Below are 22,859 nucleotides of genomic sequence, written 5' to 3' on the forward strand. Positions count from 1 at the left end.
GTTCCGTATGACTGAAAATCAGATCCGCAAACACGAGCACTCGTTTCTCGGCAGCTCGCACGACGAAAAAGCGCGCCGGACCCGCTCCGTCGTCGCGCTCACCGTTGTCATGATGATCGGCGAAATCGCGGGCCGGTTACGTGACCGGCTCGATGGCGCTGCTCGCCGATGGCTTCCACATGGCGACGCATGCCGGCGCGCTCGGGATTGCCGCGCTCGCGTATTCGTTCGCGAGACGCAACTCGGCAAACCGCGCGTTCAGTTTCGGAACGGGAAAAGTGGGCGAGCTTGCCGGCTTCGCTTCGGCGTTGATTCTCGCTCTGGTGGCGCTTGGCATCGGCATCGAATCGGCGGTCCGGCTCGTTCATCCCACCGGTGTCGCGTTCGGGCAGGCCGCGGCGATTGCGGCGATCGGGCTGGTCGTGAACATCGTCAGCGCGCTGCTGTTGTCGGGCGGCCATGCGCACCATGGCCATCACGATCACGACCATCATCACCATCATCACGGCCATGCGCATGGGTCCGACAACAACCTGCGCTCCGCCTACGTGCACGTGCTCGCCGATGCGCTGACCTCGGTGCTGGCGATCGTGGCCCTGCTGGCCGGCCGCTATCTCGGGTGGGTCTGGCTGGACCCGCTGATGGGCATCGTCGGATCGATCGTCATCGCGCGCTGGGCATGGACGCTGATGCGCGACACGGCCGGCGTGCTGCTCGACAAAACCGACGAGCACGTGGCCGGCGAAATCCGCGAAATCCTGGATTCGCACGGCGACGCCGAGATCGCCGACCTGCACGTCTGGCAGATCGGCCCGGAGGCGCGAGCGGCGATCGTCAGTGTGCGCACGCATGGCGGCGTTACGGCCGAGACGATCCGCGCGCGGCTCGCGCCGGTGCATGAGGTCATGCATCTGACCGTCGAAGCGGCGTCATAACGCCTGCGCCCGACGCAACAAGGCGCGATCAAAACAAAGGGCCGGCGTGTCTCGACGCCGGCCCTTCTGCTTCTCACTATTCAGCTTGCGCGGAGACCGAAGCTCGCGCTAAACCAGCTCACGCATCACACGCGCTCGATCGCGATCGCGATGCCTTGGCCGACGCCGATACACATCGTGCACAGCGCGAAGCGGCCCTGCGTGCGTTGCAGCTGATACGTCGCGGTCGTCACCAGACGCGCGCCGCTCATGCCGAGCGGGTGGCCGAGCGCAATCGCGCCGCCGTTCGGGTTCACGCGGGGATCGTCGTCGGCGACGCCGAGGGCGCGCAGCACCGCGATACCTTGCGAGGCGAACGCTTCGTTCAGTTCGATCACGTCGAACTGGTCGATCTTCATGCCCAGACGCGCGAGCAGCTTCTGCGTGGCGGGTGCCGGGCCGATGCCCATCACGCGCGGCTCGACGCCGGCGGTGGCCGCACCGAGCACGCGGGCGCGCGGCGTAAGGCCGAAACGCTTCGCGGTCTCTTCATTGGCAAGCAATAACGCCGCCGCGCCGTCGTTCACGCCGGATGCGTTACCGGCCGTCACCGTGCCGTCCGGACGCACGACGCCCTTCAGCTTCGCGAGCGTTTCGAGGCTCGTTTCGCGCGGATGCTCGTCCTGCATGACCGTGATCGGATCGCCCTTCTTCTGCGCGATCGTCACGCCGACGATCTCCTGCGCGAGCGTGCCGTCGCGTTGCGCGCGCGCCGCCTTCTGCTGGCTGCGCAGCGCGAATGCGTCCTGGTCGGCGCGGCTGATGTTGTAGTCGGTCGCGACGTTTTCGCCGGTTTCCGGCATCGAGTCGACGCCGTACAGCTTCTTCATCAGCGGGTTCACGAAACGCCAGCCGATCGTCGTGTCGTAGACCTCGTTCTGACGCGAGAACGCGCTGGTCGCCTTGGGCATCACGAACGGCGCGCGGCTCATGCTTTCGACGCCGCCGGCAATCATCAGCGCGGCCTCGCCCGACTTGATCGCGCGCGCGGCGATGCCGACCGCATCCATGCCCGAGCCGCACAGACGGTTGACCGTCGAGCCCGGCACGTCCTTCGGCAGACCCGCGAGCAGCAGCGACATGCGCGCGACGTTGCGGTTGTCGTCACCGGCCTGGTTGGCGCAGCCGTAGATGACGTCGTCGATCGCGGTCCAGTCGACGTTCTTGTTGCGCTCCATCAGCGCCTTGAGCGGCACCGCGCCCAGGTCGTCGGCGCGCACCGACGACAGCGAACCCGCATAGCGGCCAATGGGGGTGCGAATCGCGTCGCACAGGAATGCTTCGGTCATGGGATGTCTCCAGTTGGGATGCTGCGTGCGCTGCGCCTCGGCCGGCCTTGCACCGATGACGCCGGTTCGATGCGCCGAGGCATCGGCCGGGGGCCAACGGCCGGGGGCGGGAGGCTGCAAAACGGCGGCGTTGCGGCGGCCGTCACGTCGGAGCAGCTTAGCGCAAGATCGTGAACGATGGGCTTGGGATTGACGACCGATACGGCTGTCGCCTCTTCCTCGTCCTGCCTTGTGTTCTATATACGAACACACGGTCATATATCGAACAAAACAGGCTCGATAATAGGCGGGGGCGCGAAAGCATGTCAAGCACGGCCGCAGCCGTGCCAAGCGACACCAGGGAATACGCGGAGGGGGTGATCTTCAGCGAACTTCGATTCCTTCATCGGCGATGTAGCCGCGAATCACGTCCGCGAAACTGCGATCGGTCGCGAGCCCGAGCCGTTCGGCGCGCGACGTATCCCACGCGCCGGGCCAGCTCCCGACGATCTTCTCGATGCGCTCGTCGGGCTGCCGCACAATGCGGCTCGCGACCGCCTCGCCCGCGACCTCGCGCAGTGCCGCGATCATCTCGTCGACGCTGACCGACAAGCCCGGCAGGTTCAGCGCGCGTTGCTTGCCAAGCGCGGCGCCATCGAGTTCGAGGCCGGCGATGAGACTCTCGATCGCCTTGCGCGGCGACAGCAACCACAGCCGCGTCGAACCGGCGACCGGACACACGGCCTCCTCGCCATTGAGCGGCTCGCGGACGATGCCGCTCGCGAACGACGACGCCGCCGCATTCGGCCGCCCCGGCCGCACGCTGATGGTCGGCAGTCGCAGCACGCGGCCGTCGACGAAACCGCGCCGCGAATAGTCGTTGAGCAGCAGCTCCGCGATCGCCTTCTGCGCGCCGTACGACGACTGCGGATTCAGCGCGGTGTCGTCCTGCACGACTGCAGGCAGATCGCCACCGTAGACCGCGACCGAACTGGTGAACACGACGCGCGGTTGGTGCCCGCGCTGGCGGCAGATTTCGAGCAGCAGCCGCGACGCATCGAGATTGATGCGCATGCCGAGATCGAAGTCCGCCTCGGCCTGGCCGCTGACGATCGCAGCGAGGTGAAAGATCGCCGAGGTTTGATCGTCGATCACGCGTTCGAGCACACTGCGCTCCGCGATATCGCCGACTTCGGTGCGCACGCGCGCATCGCCGAAATCGTGTGCGCGCACGACGTCGAGCAACACGAGCCCGGTAATCGCTTGCGGTGCGCCGTGCGCATCTTTCAGTGCGCCGCGCGCAAGCAGCTCGCGCGCGAGACGCTGGCCGAGAAAACCGGCACCGCCGGTGATCAGTACTTTCATGGTTACGTGTGCGTCAGTGGTTGTCGGAAAGAGTCAACGCCCCGCATCGAGATAAGGCTTCAGCCAGCCAAGCCCCGCCGAGGTCCCCGCGCGCGGCCGGTACTCGCAGCCGATGTAGCCGTCGTAGCCGAGCGCATCGATCAGATCGAACAGGTACGGGTAGTTCAGCTCGCCGATGTCGGGCTCGTGCCGCTCGGGCACTCCCGCAACCTGGATGTGACCGATGCCAGCCATATCGCGTTTGAGCTTCATCGCCAGATCGCCCTCGACGATCTGGCAGTGATAGCAATCGAACTGCACCTTCAGATTCGGCGCGCCGACTTCGGCGCAGATCGCTTGCGCGTCGTCCTGTCGATTGAGGAAATAGCCGGGCATGTCGCGCGTATTGATCGGCTCGATGACGACCGTGATCTGTTCGGCTTGCGCGGCCCGCGCGGCATAGGCGAGGTTGTTCAGGTACACGTCGCGTTGTGTTTTGCGCTGCGTTTCGCCCGCTTGATCGCCGGCGATCAACCCCGCCATCACATGCAGCTTGCGATTGCCGAGCACGCGCGCGTACTCGAGTGCCGTGTCGATGCCGCGGCGGAATTCGTCCTCACGGCCCGGCAACGACGCAAGGCCGCGCTCGCCGCCGCTCCAGTCGCCGGGTGGCGCATTGAACAGCGCCTGCGTGAGGCCATGCGCGTCGAGCCGCGCCTTCAGCTCGCCCGGGCGGAACTCGTAGGGAAACAGGAATTCGACCGCGTTGAAGCCGTCGCGCGCGGCGGCGGCGAAGCGATCGAGGAACGCGTGCTCGTTGTACATCATCGACAGATTGGCGGCGAAGCGAGGCATGGCGGCAACTCCTTCAAGACAGTGCGATACGGTGCGCGGCGTTCATCGGCAATGCGCGTGGCTACCAGCGCGCGCCGAACGCGGCACGGAGTTCTTCGATCGCGGCGGCGTCGAGCGGCGCGGGCCGCGGATTCGTCATCAGCCACAGGCGCGCGGTCTCCTCGAGTTCTTCGAGCGCATACGACGCGTGCGCGACCGAGCGCTCCCAGACTACCGGCCCCAGACGTTCGAGCAACACCGCGCGCACCCGATCGGCCAACTCGGCGATCTGCGCGGCCACTTGCGGATCGCCTGGACGTTGGTAGCGAATCAGCGGTACGTGGCCCACTTTCATCACGTAGTACGGTGAGATCGGCGGCAACACGTCCGCTTCGCTCCATACGCCCGCGAGCGTCAATGCGACCAGATGCGTCGAATGGGTATGGACGATGCCGCGCGCCTCGCCGTTGCGCGCATAGATACCGCGATGCAGCGTCAGCGTTTTCGACGGTTTGCCGCCCGACACCGCGTGGCCGTTTGCATCGACCTTCGCGATGTCGGCGGGATCGAGGCGGCCGAGGCACGCGTCGGTCGGGGTGATCAGCCAGCCATCGTCGAGCCGCGCGCTGATGTTGCCGGCGCTGCCGACCGTATAGCCGCGTTGATACAGGCTCGCGCCGACCGCGCAGATTTCCTCGCGCACGCGCGCTTCGGTGGAGGCGTGAAGTGCCGGTGCGTCGCTCATTGCACGGCTCCGTCGAGATGGCGCAGGGCCTTGTCGAAGAAGTCGGTGGTGCCGAAATTGCCGGATTTCAGCGCGAGTGCGAGCGGTTCCGCTTCGGTCGTCGCCGTGGCCGGCACGCCCGGATCGATCTGCGCGCCGATGCGCAGCATGCGCACGTCGAGCGCCTGCACGACGGCGCCCGAAGTCTCGCCGCCCGCGACGACGAACTTGCGCACACCCCGTTCGCGCAAACCGCGCGCAATCGCCGCCAACGTCTTCTCGACCAGATGCCCGGCCTCGTTGACGCCGAGTTCGCGCTGCACGGCCTGCACTTCGTCGGGCGATGCAGTCGCATAGACCAGCACCGCTTCCGCGTGCACGAAGCGCTGTTGTGCGAACGCGAGCGCCTCGCCGACGACGTCCTCGCCGCGCGCCGCCGCGAGCGGATCGATGCGGAATGCGGGCCGTGTCGCGCACCAGGCGGCGACCTGCGCGTTGGTCGCCGTCGACGCACTGCCCGCGAGCACCGCCGACAAACCCTCTATGCGCGGCAATTGCGCGGCATGGGTTTGCTCGTCGAGCAGACCCGCGCGCCGGAAGTTGGCCGGCAAACCAAGCGCGACGCCGGAGCCGCCGGTGATCAGCGCGAGATCCGCGCAGGCCGCGCCGAGCGTGTGCAGATCGGCGTCGGACACCGCATCGGCAATCGCGATGCGCACGCCGTCGGCGCGCAACGCGGCGAATGCTGCGCGCACGGCCGCATCGCCTTGCGCGAGCTGGTCGTAACGCACGAGCCCGACCTTCGATTGAGTTTGCCGCCGCAGCACGCGCACGAGGTTCGCGTCGCGCATCGGCGTCAGCGGATGGTTTTCCATGCCCGACTCGTTCAGCAGCGCATCGCCGACGAAAAGATGGCCGCGAAAAATCGTGCGGCCGTTCTCGGGAAACGCGGGACACGCAATCGTGAACGACGCGCGCTCAGCGAACTCGGTGGACAGCGCATTCAGCAACGCATCGGTCACCGGGCCGATGTTGCCCGCATCGGTCGAATCGAAGGTCGAACAGTACTTGAAGAAGAATTGCCGGCACCCTTGCGCGCGCAGCCAGGCGAGCGCGGCCAGCGATTGCGCGACCGCGTCGGCGGCCGGGATCGTGCGCGACTTCAGCGCGACGACGAGCGCGTCGGCGCCAAGCGCTGCGTTGGAGGTGGGCACGCCGATCGCCTGCACCGTGCGCATGCCACCGCGCACGAGCATGTTGGCGAGATCGGTGGCGCCGGTGAAATCGTCGGCGATGCAGCCAAGCAGCGCGGGTTTCGTTTGAGCCGTCATGACCTGTCCCTCGCCTATTGCTTCGTCGGCAATTCGATGCCTGGGAAAATCTTCACGACCGCCGAGTCGTCTTCGCCACCGTGGCCCGCCGTCGACGCCATCATGAACATCTGATGCGCTGCCGCCGACAGCGGCAGCGGAAACTTCGTGCGACGCGCGGTATCGAGCACGAGGCCGAGGTCCTTGACGAAAATATCGACCGCCGACAGCGGCGTGTAGTCGCCCGCGAGAATATGGGGCACGCGGTTCTCGAACATCCACGAATTGCCCGCGCTGTGCGTGATCACGTCGTACAGCGCGTCCGGGTCGACACCTTCGCGCAGGCCGAGCGCCATTGCCTCGGCGGCCACCGCGATATGCACGCCGGCCAGCAGCTGGTTGATGATCTTCACCTTCGAGCCTGCGCCATGCGTGGCGCCAAGCCGATACACGTTGCCGGCGATCGCGGCGAGCACGTCTTCGCACGCGGCATAAGCGGCCGCGGGACCGGACGTCATCATTGTCATCTCGCCCGACGCCGCGCGCGCCGCGCCGCCCGACACCGGCGCGTCGAGCATCTGCAGACCGGCCGCCTCGACGCGCTTGCCGAGATCGCTCGCGAACTCCGGCGCGACCGTGGCACTCGCGATCACGACGCCGCCCGGCTTCATGGCCGCGAGCGCGCCGCGCTCACCGAACAGCACGGCCTCGGTTTGCGCGGCATTCACGACCAGCGTGATCACGACCTCGCACTGCGCGCCGAGCTCCGCGGGCGTCGCACAGCCGATGCCCCCTTCATCGACGAACGCCTGCAGCGCGTCGCGCCGCAAGTCGCACGCGTGGACCCTGAAGCCCGCACGCAACAGCGAGCGCGCGACGCCGAGCCCCATGGCCCCCAAACCAATGACACCGACATTTCTCGACATGCATGACCTCTATGGATTGGTGCTGCATTCGTGGGTTCGCGCGCGTCGGAATCACCGCGCGCCTTCAGCGCGTCAGACGATGCCCGCCTCGGCAAGCCGCCGCGCCGCGTTGTACAGATGCGTCTGCGCGGCATTGCGCGCCGCCATCGGATCGCCGGCGCGAATCGCCGCGGCGATCGCCGCGTGCTCCTCGCGCACCTGCCGCGAGAAGTCCTCGCGCAGCGCCTCGTTGCGGCGCGTGACGACCGTGCCCGCTTCGAGGTACTGATTGAGGAACGTCAGCGTCTTCAGGAAATACGGATTGCCCGTAGCCGCCGCGATCGCGCGATGAAACGCGACGTCTTCGGCGACGCCGTCTTCGCCAGTGCCGACCGCGCGCTCGATGCGCGCGAGCGCGGCGTCGATCGCGGCCATGTCGGCATCGCTGCGGCGCATCGCGGCTTCCGACGCGACCTCCGCCTCGATCGCGCGACGCAGCGCGAGGATCTGCACGACCGAGCCCGGCTCCACGGCTTCCGCGTAGTCGATTCGCAGCGGGCGGATCGCGCCGTGCCCGGCGACGAACACGCCACTGCCCTGGCGCGGCTCGACCACCCCCTCGTTCTTCAGCCGCGACAGCGCCTCGCGAATCACCGTGCGGCTTACGCCGAACTGTTGCGCGAGCACGGCTTCGGTCGGCAGCCTGGCGCCGCGCGCAAAGGTGCCCTTGTCGATCTGCTTCAGCAGTTGCTGCGCGACTGTGTCGCTCAAAGCGCGCGCGGGAATCTTGTCGAACATGGCGGATCGGTTGGACCGGGTATCTCGAACTAGTCAGGTTATCGGGTCATCATACAAATTTGGAGTGGGGAATCGCATCCACGCAAACCCTGGGTTTTTTGCACGAATCGGCGTTATTTGGCGAAATAGAAGGCTTAAGCTATCGTCTCGCCTTTGCGCCGCAACGCAAAACGCGGCGCCGTATCGAAACGAACGCGCGTCGCGTGTCCTTCGCGCGCACTCTTCCGAAACCACGATCAAGGTCCATGAGCAAAGCCCTGCCGCCGTCTTCCGTCGCGCCCGCCAACGCCGAACCGGCCCCGGAGAAACCGGGCGACTCGTACGTGCAGTCGTTCGCGCGCGGCCTCGCGGTCATCCGCGCGTTCGACGCGACGCGGCCTGAACAGACGCTCACCGACGTTGCCGCGGCGACTGGCCTCACGCGCGCCGGCGCGCGCCGGATCCTGCTGACGCTGCAAACGCTCGGCTATGTGGAAGCCGAGGGACGCCTGTTCCGTCTGACGCCGAAGATTCTCGACCTCGGCTTCGCGTATCTGACCTCGATGCCGTTCTGGAATCTCGCCGAACCGGTGATGGAAAGCCTGTCGGCGCAGGTGCACGAAAGCTGCTCCGCGGCCGTGCTCGATCGCACCGAGATCGTCTACGTGCTGCGCGTGCCGACTCACAAGATCATGACGATCAACCTGTCGATCGGCAGCCGCCTGCCCGCGTACTGCACGTCGATGGGCCGCGTGCTGCTTGCCTCGCTCGACGACGAGACGCTCGACGCGACGCTGAACTCGACGCCGCTCTACGCGCACACGCCGCGCACCGTCACCGACAAGCAAGAGTTGAAGAAGCTGATCGAGCAGGTGCGTCGCCAGGGGTGGGCGATCGTCGATCAGGAGCTCGAAGGCGGCTTGATTTCGCTGTCCGCGCCGATTCGCAATCGCCAGGGCCGCGTGATCGCCGCGATGAACATCAGCGGCAACGCGCAGCGCAATTCGGCCAAACAGATGGTGAAGGCGTTTCTGGAACCGCTGCAGCGAGCCGCGCAGACAGTCTCGGAGATGGTCGCGCGGCGCGGCTAATGAACGCTTCGTGGCTCTGGCCGCGCGGTGATGAGCGGCCGAGCGCGCACGCCTAGTGCGCGCCGCGGCGTTTGCATCAAGCGCTCACTGCGCGAGATAGCGCTCCACCAGCCGTGCCCAGAACGCCGCGCCGATCGGCAGGCTGCGATCGTTGAAGTCGTAGTGCGGGTTGTGCACCATGCAACCGTCCTCGCCGACGCCATTGCCGATGCGCAGGAACGTGCCCGGCCGCTTCTGCAGCATGAATGCGAAGTCCTCGCTACCCATCAGGATGTCGGTCTGCTCGACCACCTTGTCGTCGCCCACCAGTTCGCGCGCGACCTGCACCGCGAAATCCGTTTCGGCATCCGTATTGATGACCACCGGATAGCCTTCGATGTACTCGACGTGCGCTTTGCCGCCGTAGCTCGCAGCCTGCGACTCGGCCAGTTCGGTGATGCGCTTCTTCAGCAACGCGCGCACCTCTGGGCTGAACGAGCGCACGCTGAGCTCGAGCCGCGCGCTGCTCGAAATCACGTTGTTCGCGGTGCCCGCGTGCATCGAGCCGACCGTCACCACGGCCGGCTGCGACGGATCGACGTTGCGCGCGACGATCGTTTGCAGCGCCATTACGATGCTCGCGGCGACCACGACCGGATCGACGGTCAGATGCGGACGCGCCGCATGGCCGCCGACGCCTTCGATCGTGATGATCGCCTTGTCGCCCGCCGACATGAACGGTCCCTTGCGGAACAGCAACACGCCCGGCTCGGCTCCCGGATGGTTGTGCAGGCCGAACACGGCGTCGCAAGGGAAGCGCTCGAACAGGCCGTCGTCGATCATCTTCAGCGCACCGCTGTCGATGCCGCTTTCCTCGGCCGGCTGGAAATACAAATGCACGGTGCCCGAGAAATTGCGCGTGGCCGCGAGACGTTGAGCGGCGCCGAGCAGGATCGTGGTGTGACCGTCGTGGCCGCACGCGTGCATCTTGCCGTGGGTGCCGCTCGCGTACGGCAGGCCGGTCTGTTCGATGATCGGCAACGCGTCCATGTCCGCGCGAATGCCGATGCTGCGCTTGCCGTCCCCCTCTTTCAGCGTGCCGACCACGCCGGTCTTGCCGACCCCACGCGTGACCTGCCAGCCCCACTGTTCGAGTTTTTCCGCGACGAGCGCCGCGGTCTGCACTTCCTCGTACGCGAGTTCCGGATGGTGGTGAATGTGATGGCGAATCTCGCGCAGGCCCACGGCGGCGGGTTCCAGATCGGACACTTCGGTCAAACGCGGGGTCTCGTTCATAGTTTGTATGGCTCCAGTGAGTAGCCTCGCACTATAGCCGAGCTTTCGCGAGCGGATGCCGCTCGTGAGTCTGCATCTGGAGGAAGTGACGGTGCCCGACGCGCTCGCGCGTCTGCGCAACGGAAAGCTCGATCTCGCGGCGATCCATCACGTTCTGGCATTGGATAACGATCTGGTGCAGGTGCCGCTGTACTCGACGCAGTTCGTCGTCACGATGCGCGCCGGCCATCCGCTCGCGAACGTCACGCGTCTGTCCGAGCTGCTCGACGCCGAGTGGATCGTCACGGTCGGCGCCGATCACTTCCCGCACAGCGTGATGATGGCGATGTTCAGCGCGCACGGCTTGCCGGTACCGAAGCGCTTGCTGCGCGCGCCGTCGTCGTTTGCAGTCACGCTCGGGCTCGTGTCGCAGACCGACGCGATCAGTTGCTTCACGCGGCCGCTTGCGCAGAGGGTCGCGCCGCTCGGCATTCGCGTCGCACAGATCGAAGACGCGCTGCCGAACTACGATCTGAGCATGATCTCGCGACGCGATCTGCTGCCCACGCCGGCCGTACAGCAGTTCGTCGCATGTTTGCGGCAGGTGACGCGGGAGCGAATTGGGGCCGTGCAGTAAGGCCGCGTGCTTGCGCTACGCGCTCACGCGCTCCTTGAGCACCGTGATCATTGCGTGCCCCGCTTCTTCGAGCGCGCCGGAGTTGTCGATTGTCGTGCAGCGCACGCCGGCCGGCAACGCAAACGGCGCGCGCCGCGCGAGCCGCGCCGCGACCTGCTCCGACGATTCGCGCGCCCGCGCGCCGAGCCGTGCTTCGAGGATATGCGGCGCGGCGCTCACGTGCACCACTTCCGCGCGTGGATAGCGCGCGAGCGCATGCTGCAGGTACTGCCGCGAGCCGTTGACGACCACCGTGCAGCCGCGCGCGAGCCACGCATCGAGTTCGATGCCGATGCCATAGCGCAGCGAATGGCTCGACCATTCGAGCGCGAACAGGCCAAGCACCGAGCGCGCGGCGAACTCCTCGACGCTTAGTGCAACATGCACCTCGCCATTGCCGCTCGGCCGCGTGATGTAACGATGCGCGAATACGAGCGGCTCGCCGGCGAGCCGCATGCGCGCGAACTGCAGCAGCGAATCCTTGCCCGCGCCCGACGGCCCCATCACATAGATCAAACGCCCCGTCATTGGCTGCTCACCTCGTCTTGCTGCTTGTTCGTACGATCGCCAGGTTGCGCGCCGTGGCTGAACGGCAGCGGCTGCCAAAGCACGAACGGCTCGCCCGGCGCCGGCTCGACGAACAGCGCGGCCTGATCGACAGCGAGCGGCCCGAGCGCCGGCGTGCGCTCCCGCCACCATGCGAGCAGCGTCGCGCGCTCGTCGGCATCGGCGAGCGAACTGGACAACGTCATATGAAAACGGAACTCGTCGAACACGTACGGATAGCCCCATTGCAACAGCAACGCACGTTGGCGTTCGCTGAGCGGCGCGGCGAGCCGTCGCTCGAGATCGGCCGCCGACGGCCGCGCTCGCAGCCTGTCGAGCGACTGCAGCGCGTTCGACGCGAGTTCGCGAATGCGCGTCTCGCCATCCGCATCGGCCGGTCGCAACGCGACGAAGTCGCCCAGCGTGGCCGCTTCTACCGGCAACGTGAACGGCCGCTGCGCGAGCGCCCAGGCTCGCGCGGCCGCGAGCAAGTCGTGCTGCGTGACGCCGGCGCCGAGCTGGAACGGGGCGACCAGCGTGCCATGCCAGCCATAGCGGCGCGGCGCGTCGGTCAACGCGGCGAGCGGGCGCGTCAGGCCTGGCGGCTGCGGCTGCGCGCGGCGCTCGCCGCTGTGCGCATCGCGGCCGAGCCATGTCGAGCCGGCCTGCCACCACGCCGATTCAACCGACGGCGCGTAATAGAGCGCAAAGCGCGCTTCGGCACTCCATGCGGGGCCGCTCACAGGTCATGCTCCACGAGCAGTTGCACGCGATCGGCCGCGAAATGCGTAAAGCCGTATTTAACCGGCGTGCCTTGCAGATCGACGTCGACGTTCTCGACCCACAGCACCGGCTGCTGACGGTTGATGTTGAGCCGCCGCGCGACTTCCGGCTCGGGCAGCACGCTGCCGATGCGGCTCCACTTGCGCAGATAATCGTCCACGCCGAATTCGGCCAGCGCCTTCGTCGTGCCCCCGAGGCGTTGCACGACCTCCGGCAAATCCGGAAAACGCGCGGCCGGATACCAGCTGCGCGCGAACGTGAGCGGCACGCCGTCGGACGCGTTCAGCGATTCGATGCGGTACACGGCCGCGCCCGCGCGCAGACCCAGCGCCTTCGCGACACTGGGCTCGGCCTTCACGCGTGCGGCCGACAGCATCGTGCCCGCGGGCGAGTGGTGTTGTTGACGCAGGTTTTCGGTGAAACGCGTACGGCGGCCGATCGAATAGTCGATCGCGCCGGGCTGCACGAACGTGCCACGCCCCTGCTCGACGCTGACGAGGCCGAGCGCGGCGAGGCCGAGCATCGCGCGACGCACCGTGTGACGGTTGACGTCGAAGCGCTTCGCCAGCTCACCTTCGCTCGGCAGCCGCCCTTCTTCGCCGAACCCGCTTGCCGTGATCTCTGCGGCGAGAATCTGTTCGATCTGTCTCCAGACGGCCACGCCCGCGCCGCGTTCGAGCGTCGTGGCCGGCGCCGCGCTGTCGTTCGATGTCATGGTGCTGTCATTCCCTTCGGTTCAAATGATCGCCATGACGTGCATTGTAGTGCGCGAGCCGTGATGAAAATATGAATGTCGGCCGCGCACGACAGTCCAGACAACTATGCTTATAAACGTCTAGACGTTTAGATGAATAGATGCTCCAATGCCCACTCGCTGGATCGACAGGAAATCCGATGAGCCCGAGTTCCGTTCCGCCCCGTCCACCCTCTTCGCCGTTGCCAGCCGAGTCTTCGGCGGCGCGGCGCGCCTGGATGGCCGTGCTGGCGCGCACGCCGCGCGCCGACCTCGAAGCCGCGCTGCAGCGCGCGCTGCAAGGCCGCCCCACCCCCGCCTACGACTGGCTGCGCCCCCCTGAAATTGGCCTCGCGATGGTGCGCGGGCGCATCGGCGGCAGCGGCGATCCGTTCAATCTCGGCGAAGCCACGGTTACGCGCGCCACGCTGCGCCTGCATGCCAGCGACGACGCCGAAGCCACCGTCGGCGTGGCCTGCCATCTGGGACGCGACCGCCGTCGCGCCGAACTTGCCGCGCTCGCCGATGCCTTGCTGCAGATGCCCGAGCATCACGACAGCCTGCATCGTCGATTGATCGAGCCGTTCGCCGCGCGACAGCAGGCCCTGCGCGCGCAACAGCAACAGGACGTCGCGGCGACGCGCGTCGAATTCTTCACGATGGTGCGAGGCGACTGATGGAACGTTCACCGATTGCGTTGTCCACGCTGACGCCGGGTTTCGCGGACCCGGTCCACGACACCCAGGCCGTCTTTCGCACGCTGCTCGACGCGTTGTCGCGACCCGGCACGATCGGCGTGATCCGCGACGTGCTGCCCGAGTTGCGCAATACGCCGGTCGAACCCGCCGCGTTTGCCGCACTGCTGACGCTCTGCGACTACGCGACGCCGGTGTGGCTCGCGCAGCCTGATCCCGCGCTCGCGTCGGCGTTGCGCTTCCATACCGGCGCGCCGCTCGCCGATGCACCCGGCGCGGCCGCGTTCGTGTATGCGCACGATGCCGACGCGTTGCCATCGCTCGAAAGCTTCGCGCCCGGCAGCGCCGAGTCACCGGAACAATCGGCCACGTTGCTGATCCGCGTCGACGCGCTGACCGGTGGCACACCGGTCACGCTCAGCGGCCCCGGCATTCGCGATACCGAAGCAATTTCGCCGGTCGGTCTTCCCGCGCGGTTCTGGCAAGAACGCGCGACGCTCGCGCCGCTGTTTCCGTGCGGCATCGATTGTTATCTGGTTTGCGGCGCGCGCTTGATCGGCCTGCCGCGCACAACCGAAGCGAAGGTGAACTGATGTACGTTGCCGTCAAAGGTGGAGAACGCGCGATCGAAGCGTCGTGGCGCCTGCTCGACAAAGCGCGCCGCGGCGATACGCAGATCGCCGAACTGAGCGTCGAGCAGATTCGCGAGCAGTTGCGGCTCGCGGTCGCGCGCGTGATGACCGAAGGCTCGGTCTACGACGAGGAGCTTGCGGCGCTCGCAATCAAGCAGGCGGCCGGCGATCTGGTCGAGGCGATCTTCCTGCTGCGCGCGTATCGCACCACGTTGCCGCGCTTCGGCTATACGAGCGCCATCGATACCGAAACGATGCAGGTCGAGCGGCGCATCTCGGCGACCTTCAAGGACCTGCCCGGCGGCCAGTTGCTCGGCGCGACCTATGACTACACGCAGCGTCTGCTCGATTTCGCGTTGCTCGCCGATGGCGATGACGCGCGGCAGGACGTGACGCGCGGCAACGCGCCCGTTCCGCAAGAACCGCCAGCGGCTGAATCGATGCCGCGCGTCGTGTCGCTGCTCGACAAGGAAGGCCTGATCGAACAGGAGCGCCCGACACCCGACGGCGCAGAACCCGGCGATCTGTCGCGCGAACCGCTGGCGTTTCCGGCAAGCCGAGCGACGCGTCTGCAGAACCTCGCGCGTGGCGACGAAGGCTTTCTGCTCGCGATGGGCTATGCGACGCAACGCGGCTATGCGCATTCGCATCCGTTCGCGGGCGAGATCCGTTTCGGCACGATCGCGGTCGAGATGGACCTCGACGAACTCGGCGAAGCGGTCGACATCGGCGATATCGACATCACCGAATGCCAGATGATCAACCAGTTCGCGGGCAGCGGCACGGTGCCGCCCACCTTCACGCAAGGCTACGGCCTCGCGTTCGGCCACTCGGAGCGCAAGGCGATGGCGATGGCGCTCGTCGATCGCGCGTTGCGCGCCGAAGAACTCGGCGAAACGCTCGCGTCACCGACGCAGGACATCGAATTCATGCTGTCGCATAGCGACAACGTCGAGGCGTCGGGCTTCGTGCAGCACCTGAAGCTGCCGCATTACGTCGACTTCCAGGCGGAGCTGGAACTGGTGCGGCGTCTGCGCGCGCAGCATCACAGCCACGATGAAACAAGCCACGCCACCGACAAGGAGCAGGCAGCATGAACGCGCCCGACACCGCTGTTGCCAACACCTCATACGACACCGCCGCGCACGGCTACAACTTCGCGTATCTCGACGAGCAGACCAAGCGCATGCTGCGCCGCGCGCTGTTGAAGGCAGTCGCCGTGCCGGGCTACCAGGTGCCGTTCGCGTCGCGCGAAATGCCGCTGCCGTATGGCTGGGGCACCGGCGGCATCCAGGTGACGGCCGCGATCATCGGCAGGACGGACACGCTGAAGGTCATCGATCAGGGCTCCGACGAAACCACCAACGCCGTCAACATCCGCCGCTTCTTCGCGCGCACCACGGGTGTGGCGACCACGCGGCACACGAGCGAAGCGACGATCATCCAGACGCGGCACAGGATTCCCGAAACGCCGTTGACCGAGCGGCAGATCCTCGTCTATCAGGTGCCGATGCCCGAGCCGCTGTACCGGCTCGAGCCGCGCGTCGCCGAATGCAGGAAGCTGCATGCGCTCGCCGATTACGGGCTGATCAGCGTGAAACTGTACGAGGACATCGTGCATCACGGCAGCATCGCGACCACGTATGACTACCCCGTCATCGTCAATCATCGCTATCTGAGCTCGCCGTCGCCGATCCCGAAGTTCGACAATCCGAAGATGCATATGAACGCCGCGCTGCAACTGTTCGGCGCGGGCCGCGAGCGCCGCATTCACGCGATTCCGCCTTATACGCAGGTGCGCAGCCTCGACTTCGACGATCATCCGTTCGAAGTGCAGAAGTGGCAGCACGCGTGTGCGCTGTGCGGATCGAAGGAAAGCTTTCTCGACGAGATGATCGTCGACGATGCGGGCACGCGCATGTTCGTGTGCTCGGACAGCGACTACTGTCACGGGCGGCGCGGCGACGCCGACGGCGCTATCGAAGCGCAAGCGCCGCTGCCCCACGCCACGCGCGAAGGAGAATCCGCATGACGCCGCTTCTGAGCGCACGCGCGCTCACCAAACAATATGGCGGCCGCAACGGTTGCCGCAACGTGAGTTTCGATCTGTATCCGGGCGAGGTGCTGTGCATCGTCGGTGAATCGGGTTCGGGCAAGACCACGCTGCTCAACACGCTGGCGCTGAAGACCGAGGCCGATAGCGGCTCGCTGCACTACACCGCGTCGCATGGCGACTCGCTCGATCTGCGCGCGCTGTCCGAGCCGCGCCGCCGTCTGCTGATGCGCACCGAGTGGGGCTTCGTGCAGCAGAATCCGCGCGACGGCCTGCGCGGCGGCGTATCGGCCGGCGCCAACATCGGCGAGCCGTTGATGGCGGTCGGCGCGCGCCACTACGGCGAAATTCGCCGCACAGCCACGCAATGGATGGAGCGCGTCGAACTCGACCCCACTCGCATCGACGAATTCCCCGCCGCGTTTTCGGGCGGTATGCAGCAACGTCTGCAGATCGCGCGCAATCTCGTCACCGGTCCGCGTCTGGTGTTCATGGACGAACCGACCGCCGGTCTCGACGTGTCCGTGCAGGCGCGTCTGCTCGATTTGCTGCGCACGCTGAGCTCGACGCTGCATCTATCGGTGCTGATCGTCACGCACGACATCGGTGTCGCGCGTCTGCTGGCGCATCGACTGATGGTGATGCAGGCGGGCGAAGTCGTCGAAGCCGGCCTGACCGATCAGGTGCTCGACGATCCGCAGCATCCGTATACGCAAACGCTGGTTTCCTCGGTTCTGCCGGTTTGAGGCTCACGATGCAATCCAATGAGGTAGTCATTGACGCAGGCAGCGATGCACGCCACGGCGAGCGCGCTTTCGCGGACAACGCGGCGCTGATGCTGCGCGCCATCGGCATCGGCAAGACTTTCACGCTGCACGGCCAGGGCGGTGTGCGGATCGACGCGCTCTCGAACGTGTCGCTCGAGGTCGAGCGCGGTGAATGCGTGGTGCTGGTGGGGCCGTCGGGCGCAGGCAAGAGCACGCTGCTGCGCTGTCTGTACGGCAACTATCTGGCGAGCACCGGCTCAATCGCGATTCGCGACACCAGCGATCAGGGTCGGCCCATTGCAATCACCCGTGCCGAACCGCGTGACGTGCTGCGGCTGCGCCGTCGCGTGGTCGGCTATGTGAGCCAGTTTTTGCGCGTGATCCCGCGCGTGCCGACGCTTGCGCTCGTCGCCGAGCCGCTGGTCCTGGACGGCGTCGCCGAACCTGAAGCAAACGCGCGCGCCGCTGAATTGCTCGCGCGGCTCAACGTGCCGGAACGTCTGTGGTCCCTCGCGCCCGCGACATTTTCGGGCGGCGAGCAGCAACGCGTGAACATCGCGCGAGGTTTGATCGCCGAACATCCGCTGTTGCTGCTCGACGAACCGACCGCTTCACTCGATGCGGAAAACCGCGACGTTGTGGCCGATCTGATCGTCGAGGCGCGCGAGCGCGGCGCGGCGATCGTTGGTATCTTTCACGACGAAGAGACCCGCAACAAGGTCGCGACGCGCCGCCTGGAACTGCGGCCACCGGCGCGGCACTAAATTGACACCAGTCCCGACTGACTACGGAGCAAGTCGATGTTGATCAGCAACGCTCGCATCGTGACGCGAGACGAAGAATTCATTGGCACCGTGCGCGTGGAGGACGGCGTGATTCGCGACGTCGAACGCGACGCGGGTTCGGCGCGCGACGCCGAAGACTGGGACGGCGATTATCTGCTGCCCGGTCTGATCGAACTGCATACGGACAACCTCGAGAAGCACCTCGTGCCGCGTCCCGGCGTCGAATGGAATACCGACGCAGCGTTCGTGATTCACGACGCGCAGGTCGCCGCAGCCGGCATCACGACGGTATTCGACGCGCTCGCCATCGGCTCGCGCTCGAGCATTGGGCTGCGTAACCGCGATGTGCAAACGCAGTGCGCCGATTCGCTGCTGCGGCTGTCCACGCGTCGACTGCTGCGCGCCGAGCACTTTCTGCATCTGCGCTGCGAGATCGCGACCGCCGACGTGCTCGAGGTATTCGATTCGCTGTGCGCGCATCCGCTGCTGCGGCTCGCGTCGGTGATGGACCATACGCCGGGCCAGCGCCAATGGCACGACCGCGAGCAATGGCGTCGCTTCCAGGAGCGCAACGGCAAGATGAGCGACGAGCGTGTCGCGAGCACGCTCGCCGAACTCGCGGTCGAACAGGAGCGTTACGCGGATGAGCACCGCCGCGAGATCGTCGCGCGTTGCCGGCGGCTCGGCATTCCGGTCGCGAGCCATGACGACACGCTGATCGAGCACGTCGAACAGGCGAAGGCCGAGGGCATCGTGCTCGCCGAATTCCCGACCACGCGCATCGCCGCGCAAGCCGCGCGCGAGCACGGCATCGCGACGATCATGGGCGCGCCGAACATCGTGCGCGGTGGCTCGCATTCGGGCAACGTGTCGGCGCTGGAACTCGCGCGCGCGGACCTGCTCGACATCCTGTCGTCGGATTACGTGCCGTCGAGCTTGCTGACCGCGGTGTTCGATCTCGTCGAAAAAGCGGGCTGGTCGCTGCCGCGCGCGATGGCAACGGTCTCGGCCGAGCCGGCGCGCACCGCCGGCCTCACGGACCGCGGCGCGATCGAGCCGGGCCTGCGCGCGGATCTCGTGCGCGTGACGATGCTCGACAAGCTGCCGGTGCCGCGCGCGACTTATCGCGCAGGGGTGCGGATCGTTTGAGTGGGCTGGTTGAGCGCGCCTGCGTCTCAGGTCGACAACGGCACACGCTCCGGCTCGTCGGCCTCGAACCACGCGGGATTGCGCTCGGCGATGGGGCCGATCGACATGAGGATTCCGCGCAGATGGTGGCGCATCGCGTCTTCTGCGGCGCTCGGATCGTGCGCGCGGTCCCGAGCGGCGCGGGTAAGACCGCGTCAGGCGGTGGGCTCCGCCTCGCGCCCCTCGGTCGCATCGCGCGAGGCGTGCGCCTGGGCGAGCTGGGCCTGGGCAGCCCTCGCCTCCTCAGCCTGTTGGTCGAGCCGCATGGCGAGCAGATCCTGATAGCGCAGATACGCGCAACGGCCACCCGATTTCGCCGCATACATCGCGGCATCGGCGTTCAGCAGCAGTTCCTCGGCATTGCCGCTGTCGTGCGGGAACTCGCTGATGCCGATGCTCGCGCCGACCGTCATGCTATTGCCGTCGACGGTCAGCGTTTCGTTCAGCGCGTCCATGATGCGCTCGGCGATTTCTGGCGTGACCTCGGCCGCGCGATGCCCTTCGATCAGCACGATGAATTCGTCGCCGCCGAGCCGCGCGACCACGTCCCCGGCATACAGCACGTCCTTCAGACGGCGTGCGACCGCGACCAGCACCTTGTCGCCAACAGAGTGACCGAACTGATCGTTGATCTGCTTGAAGCGGTCGAGGTCGACGAACAGCACGGCGAGGCCTTCGCGGCGGAATCTTGCCTCCTCGATCGCGTTCTCGAGCTTCTGCATGAACAGCATGCGGTTCGGCAAGCCGGTCAGCACGTCGTGCGAGGCCAGATGCACGAGCTCGCTCTGCTTGCTGTGCAGCGTATCCATCTGCGCGCGGATTTCGCAACGCAAACGCTCGAAGCAGCGCGCGAGCACGCCGATTTCGTCGGTGCGTTTGAGCGGCAAGGTGTGCATCGCGTGGTCGGCGAACAGGTGCGTCGCCGCGTACGCGAGCAGATGCAGCGGCTTGGTCAGCGCCCGCGCGAACAGGATCGCCAGCAGTACCGACAATGCGCTGAACACCAGCACCATGCGAATGATCCGCGTGCCGAGCTGATTGGCGCCGGTCAGCACGTCCTCGAGCGGCTTCGTGAGACCGAGCACGATGAAGCGGTTGCCCTCGGAATCGCCGAACGGTCGCCGCACGAACGCGAGCACGCGGCCGGCCGCCTCGCCGGGTCTCGCGAGACCGTTGACGAGCACCTCGCTCTGGCGTTGCTCGAACAGCTGCTTCGTGGCCGGGAAGCTGTCCTGCATCAGCACGCGACGGCCGCGGTCGAAACCGAAGGTTTTCGACGCGTCGGGATGGATCAGGAAGTCGCCCCACTCGTTCGCCAGATAGACCTGATAGTCGCTCGGCAGATCGCTCTGCAAACGCCGCAGCATGCCGGCCAGATCGACATCGATTACGACGACGCCGACCACCGTGCCGCGCGCATCCGCGATCGGCGTGCCGAGACGCAGCGTCGGCTTGCCTTGCGCCGCATGCGTGCCGGATTCGTGATTGACGGAAATCGGCGACGTGTAGATGCGGCCCGGCGAAAACGCGAGCGTTTCGAATACGTAGGGAAACTGGGCTTTTTCCTGCAAATCGTCACCCTCTACGCGCACGAGGCCGTCGCTGTCGCGATCGAAACGGATCAGTTCGAGACCGTGATGCTGCCGCGTGATCAGCCGCACCTGCAGATACTCCGGGTGATGCAGCATGAAGCTCGAATACACCTGCGCGAGCCGCTCGCGGCCGAGGTTCGGGCCGATACCGTCGTCGGTCTGCGCGACGCTCACCGACGACGGCATCGTCGCGAGCACGAGCGCGTCCGCCGCGATGTCGTCGATCGATACCGCGATGCGCTGGCCGAGCAGCTCCGTCGACGTCTGCAGGCTGTGCTCCGCTTCGTTGACCAGCATCGTGCGATTCGCGCGATACGCGTAATAGCCGGTCGCGCCCGAGGCCAGCACGCCGATGCACGCGAGCAGCACGGATAGCTTGAAGGTCAGGCCGCGATGCAGCATCAGAAGCGCTCCGAACGGTCGCCCGACACGATGCGCGTCCACAGTTGCCCGCGGCGCTCGATATCTTCCACCGGACTGATCCAGACGATGTGCGCGTTGGCGCTGACTTCGGCCGGCTCGGTCAGCGTATTCGCGAGCCCCTGGCGCTGTGTCAGCAACGCGCTCACGCTCGGCTCGAGCATGTAGTTGATCCACGCGAGCGCGAGCGGCTTGTCGCTCGCCGCGCGCGTCATCGACCAGCAATCGAGCCACGCGAGCGCGCCTTCATCCGGGATCACGTAGCCGACGTCGGCGCCCGCGCGCCGCAGCAACTGCACCTGCTGCGTGCCGTAGTTGGCGAACATCAACGCGACCTTGTGCTGGATGAAGAACGCGGTCGCCTCCTCGGGCAGCGTGTAGTAGGTCAGCAGGTTGCGGCGCAGATCGACGAGCTTGTGCGCGATCGTGCGCATCTGCGCGGGGTCGAGTTGAAACGGATGCGGATAGCCGAGCGCAAGCGCGGTGAACGAGAAGTTGTGCTGCGCGCTATTGAAGTCGAGCACCTTGCCACGATAGAGCGGGTTCCACAGTTCGAGCATCGAACGCGGCGCAACCGGAATCTGCTTGCGATCGTAGATGAGTCCCATCGACGAATACGTGAACGGAATCGCGTATACCTTGCCCGCCGAGGTCAGGCCGTCGATCGAGCCGAGCGCCTGGAAACGCGGCAACTGCTTCTTCGTATTCGGCAGACTCGCGAGATCGAGCGGCGCGAGCAGATTCGTCCGCGTATAGCGGCGGATTTCGGCGGTGTTGGCGGCGAGTACGTCGAACGGCGGCGCGCCCTTGCTGTGCATCTGCGCCCACAGCGCCTCATCGGAATCGACGAGCGTGACCTCGACCTTCGCGCCGTAGCGCGCTTCGAACGCCTTGACGACGTCCGGGTCCGCATAGCCGGGCCATGCGAGAACGTGCAGCACTTTGTCGGCGGCCGCTGCGGGCGTCGCCGCGCCGAAACCCGCGCACAGCAATGCGCCTATCAGAACGCGCGACACACGGGCTAAAACCCCGGAAAAAACGTCGCACGAAAATCCGGATGCGCCAATCGATGAAAATCCCGATGTAACGCTCGACGAAAAACTGTCAAAAAACCGGCGTTGCAATAATGCCGCGCGAGCCCGCACGCCGGCGCTAGCGATTCGTCGCTTAAAAGTCCGTCTACAACAGCCTGTTCGATCCGCCGTGAACAACATCGTGTGCATGCATAACACCGTTGAGCAGAAAGGCCATTTGAGCGAGCGCAAACGCGCGGCATTTGAATCTTGACGGCCGTCCAATGCGGGCGGCCGGCGTCCAACGCAGGGAGCATCGATGATAGCGCCAAAGCCTTTGTTTTTGCACCGGTTCGAAACGGCGGCGCAAAAATATCGGTGCTGGTAATAACGTGTCGGGCAATAGCCTCGAGGCCGCTCTTAATTAACGGCAAATTCAGCCGCGAGCTTTAACGATCCGTCCACGTTTCAAACTCGCGTTTTAAACCGGTTTTC

General features: G+C 66.3%; 21 protein-coding genes and 2 pseudogenes. 10 read left to right on the forward strand and 13 right to left on the reverse strand.

Going from position 1 to position 22,859, the window contains the following annotated elements:
* Positions 1-7: 7 nt before the first annotated feature.
* Positions 8-935: pseudogene (gene dmeF / locus OKW44_RS08590) on the forward strand (CDF family Co(II)/Ni(II) efflux transporter DmeF).
* Positions 936-1,060: 125 nt separating this feature from the next.
* Here the strand turns inward: dmeF and pcaF are convergent.
* The 7 genes from pcaF to OKW44_RS08625 form a co-directional block, all read right to left on the reverse strand.
* Complete coding sequence (gene pcaF / locus OKW44_RS08595) at positions 1,061-2,263, reverse strand: 3-oxoadipyl-CoA thiolase (RefSeq protein WP_018424818.1); 1,203 nt, start codon at positions 2,261-2,263, stop codon at positions 1,061-1,063.
* A 363-nt stretch (positions 2,264-2,626) separates the two neighbouring features.
* Complete coding sequence (gene denD, locus OKW44_RS08600; RefSeq protein ID WP_018424817.1) at positions 2,627-3,607, reverse strand: D-erythronate dehydrogenase; 981 nt, start codon at positions 3,605-3,607, stop codon at positions 2,627-2,629.
* Positions 3,608-3,640: 33 nt separating this feature from the next.
* Complete coding sequence (gene otnI / locus OKW44_RS08605; RefSeq protein WP_018424816.1) at positions 3,641-4,441, reverse strand: 2-oxo-tetronate isomerase; 801 nt, start codon at positions 4,439-4,441, stop codon at positions 3,641-3,643.
* 61 nt (positions 4,442-4,502) lie between these two features.
* The gene (gene otnC / locus OKW44_RS08610; RefSeq protein ID WP_018424815.1) at positions 4,503-5,165 is read right to left on the reverse strand and encodes a 3-oxo-tetronate 4-phosphate decarboxylase; all 663 of its coding nucleotides are present in this window, start codon (positions 5,163-5,165) and stop codon (positions 4,503-4,505) included.
* Positions 5,162-6,475, reverse strand: coding sequence for a 3-oxo-tetronate kinase (gene otnK / locus OKW44_RS08615; protein WP_018424814.1), 1,314 nt, complete (start codon positions 6,473-6,475; stop codon positions 5,162-5,164). Before otnK ends, otnC begins: the two co-directional genes overlap by 4 nt.
* A 14-nt stretch (positions 6,476-6,489) precedes the next feature.
* Complete coding sequence (gene ltnD, locus OKW44_RS08620; protein ID WP_026226593.1) at positions 6,490-7,380, reverse strand: L-threonate dehydrogenase; 891 nt, start codon at positions 7,378-7,380, stop codon at positions 6,490-6,492.
* A gap of 72 nt (positions 7,381-7,452) precedes the next feature.
* Positions 7,453-8,157 (reverse strand): FadR/GntR family transcriptional regulator, encoded by a 705-nt coding sequence (locus OKW44_RS08625; RefSeq protein ID WP_018424812.1) that lies wholly within the window; start codon positions 8,155-8,157, stop codon positions 7,453-7,455.
* Positions 8,158-8,402: 245 nt separating this feature from the next.
* Here OKW44_RS08625 and OKW44_RS08630 point away from each other — a divergent pair, with 245 nt between their 5' ends.
* Positions 8,403-9,227, forward strand: coding sequence for an IclR family transcriptional regulator (locus OKW44_RS08630; protein WP_018424811.1), 825 nt, complete (start codon positions 8,403-8,405; stop codon positions 9,225-9,227).
* Between the two features lie 84 nt (positions 9,228-9,311).
* On the opposite strand, the gene OKW44_RS08635 is transcribed toward OKW44_RS08630, so the two are convergent.
* The gene (locus tag OKW44_RS08635) at positions 9,312-10,502 is read right to left on the reverse strand and encodes a M20 aminoacylase family protein (protein WP_018424810.1); all 1,191 of its coding nucleotides are present in this window, start codon (positions 10,500-10,502) and stop codon (positions 9,312-9,314) included.
* Between the two features lie 43 nt (positions 10,503-10,545).
* Here OKW44_RS08635 and OKW44_RS08640 point away from each other — a divergent pair.
* Positions 10,546-11,118 (forward strand): annotated as a pseudogene (locus tag OKW44_RS08640) (LysR substrate-binding domain-containing protein); the annotation flags it as partial.
* Between the two features lie 15 nt (positions 11,119-11,133).
* On the opposite strand, the gene phnN reads toward OKW44_RS08640, so the two are convergent.
* From phnN to phnF, 3 genes are read right to left on the reverse strand one after another with little or no spacing between them, the layout of a single operon-like run.
* Positions 11,134-11,685, reverse strand: coding sequence for a phosphonate metabolism protein/1,5-bisphosphokinase (PRPP-forming) PhnN (gene phnN, locus OKW44_RS08645; protein ID WP_018424808.1), 552 nt, complete (start codon positions 11,683-11,685; stop codon positions 11,134-11,136).
* Positions 11,682-12,446, reverse strand: a complete 765-nt coding sequence (locus OKW44_RS08650; protein ID WP_018424807.1) for a DUF1045 domain-containing protein — start codon at positions 12,444-12,446, stop codon at positions 11,682-11,684. The genes phnN and OKW44_RS08650 overlap by 4 nt, the downstream gene beginning before the upstream one ends.
* A complete protein-coding gene (gene phnF, locus OKW44_RS08655) occupies positions 12,443-13,201 on the reverse strand; it encodes a phosphonate metabolism transcriptional regulator PhnF (RefSeq protein ID WP_018424806.1) in 759 nt (252 codons plus the stop codon). The genes OKW44_RS08650 and phnF overlap by 4 nt, the downstream gene beginning before the upstream one ends.
* Before the next feature lie 179 nt (positions 13,202-13,380).
* On the opposite strand from phnF, the gene phnG reads away from it, so the two are divergent.
* From phnG to OKW44_RS08690, 7 genes are read left to right on the forward strand one after another with little or no spacing between them, the layout of a single operon-like run.
* Positions 13,381-13,896: a phosphonate C-P lyase system protein PhnG gene (gene phnG, locus OKW44_RS08660; RefSeq protein WP_026226592.1), complete on the forward strand. Its 516-nt coding sequence runs from the start codon at positions 13,381-13,383 to the stop codon at positions 13,894-13,896.
* Complete coding sequence (phnH, locus tag OKW44_RS08665) at positions 13,896-14,507, forward strand: phosphonate C-P lyase system protein PhnH (RefSeq protein ID WP_018424804.1); 612 nt, start codon at positions 13,896-13,898, stop codon at positions 14,505-14,507. Before phnG ends, phnH begins: the two co-directional genes overlap by 1 nt.
* The gene (locus OKW44_RS08670) at positions 14,507-15,643 is read left to right on the forward strand and encodes a carbon-phosphorus lyase complex subunit (RefSeq protein ID WP_018424803.1); all 1,137 of its coding nucleotides are present in this window, start codon (positions 14,507-14,509) and stop codon (positions 15,641-15,643) included. The genes phnH and OKW44_RS08670 overlap by 1 nt, the downstream gene beginning before the upstream one ends.
* The gene (locus OKW44_RS08675) at positions 15,640-16,578 is read left to right on the forward strand and encodes an alpha-D-ribose 1-methylphosphonate 5-phosphate C-P-lyase PhnJ (protein ID WP_018424802.1); all 939 of its coding nucleotides are present in this window, start codon (positions 15,640-15,642) and stop codon (positions 16,576-16,578) included. The genes OKW44_RS08670 and OKW44_RS08675 overlap by 4 nt, the downstream gene beginning before the upstream one ends.
* Positions 16,575-17,345: a phosphonate C-P lyase system protein PhnK gene (gene phnK / locus OKW44_RS08680; protein WP_018424801.1), complete on the forward strand. Its 771-nt coding sequence runs from the start codon at positions 16,575-16,577 to the stop codon at positions 17,343-17,345. Before OKW44_RS08675 ends, phnK begins: the two co-directional genes overlap by 4 nt.
* 8 nt (positions 17,346-17,353) lie before the next feature.
* A complete protein-coding gene (gene phnL / locus OKW44_RS08685) occupies positions 17,354-18,130 on the forward strand; it encodes a phosphonate C-P lyase system protein PhnL (RefSeq protein ID WP_018424800.1) in 777 nt (258 codons plus the stop codon).
* Positions 18,131-18,166: 36 nt separating this feature from the next.
* Complete coding sequence (locus OKW44_RS08690; RefSeq protein WP_018424799.1) at positions 18,167-19,300, forward strand: alpha-D-ribose 1-methylphosphonate 5-triphosphate diphosphatase; 1,134 nt, start codon at positions 18,167-18,169, stop codon at positions 19,298-19,300.
* 194 nt (positions 19,301-19,494) lie between these two features.
* Here OKW44_RS08690 and OKW44_RS08695 read toward each other — a convergent pair whose 3' ends face one another.
* Both OKW44_RS08695 and OKW44_RS08700 read right to left on the reverse strand, forming a co-directional pair.
* Positions 19,495-21,333, reverse strand: coding sequence for a diguanylate cyclase domain-containing protein (locus tag OKW44_RS08695; protein ID WP_026226590.1), 1,839 nt, complete (start codon positions 21,331-21,333; stop codon positions 19,495-19,497).
* On the reverse strand, positions 21,333-22,574 hold the full coding sequence (locus OKW44_RS08700; RefSeq protein WP_026226589.1) for an extracellular solute-binding protein: 1,242 nt from the start codon (positions 22,572-22,574) through the stop codon (positions 21,333-21,335). Before OKW44_RS08700 ends, OKW44_RS08695 begins: the two co-directional genes overlap by 1 nt.
* Positions 22,575-22,859 lie beyond the last annotated feature (285 nt).

This window comes from Paraburkholderia lebeckiae, assembly GCF_050436325.1.
Taxonomy (GTDB): domain Bacteria; phylum Pseudomonadota; class Gammaproteobacteria; order Burkholderiales; family Burkholderiaceae; genus Paraburkholderia; species Paraburkholderia tuberum.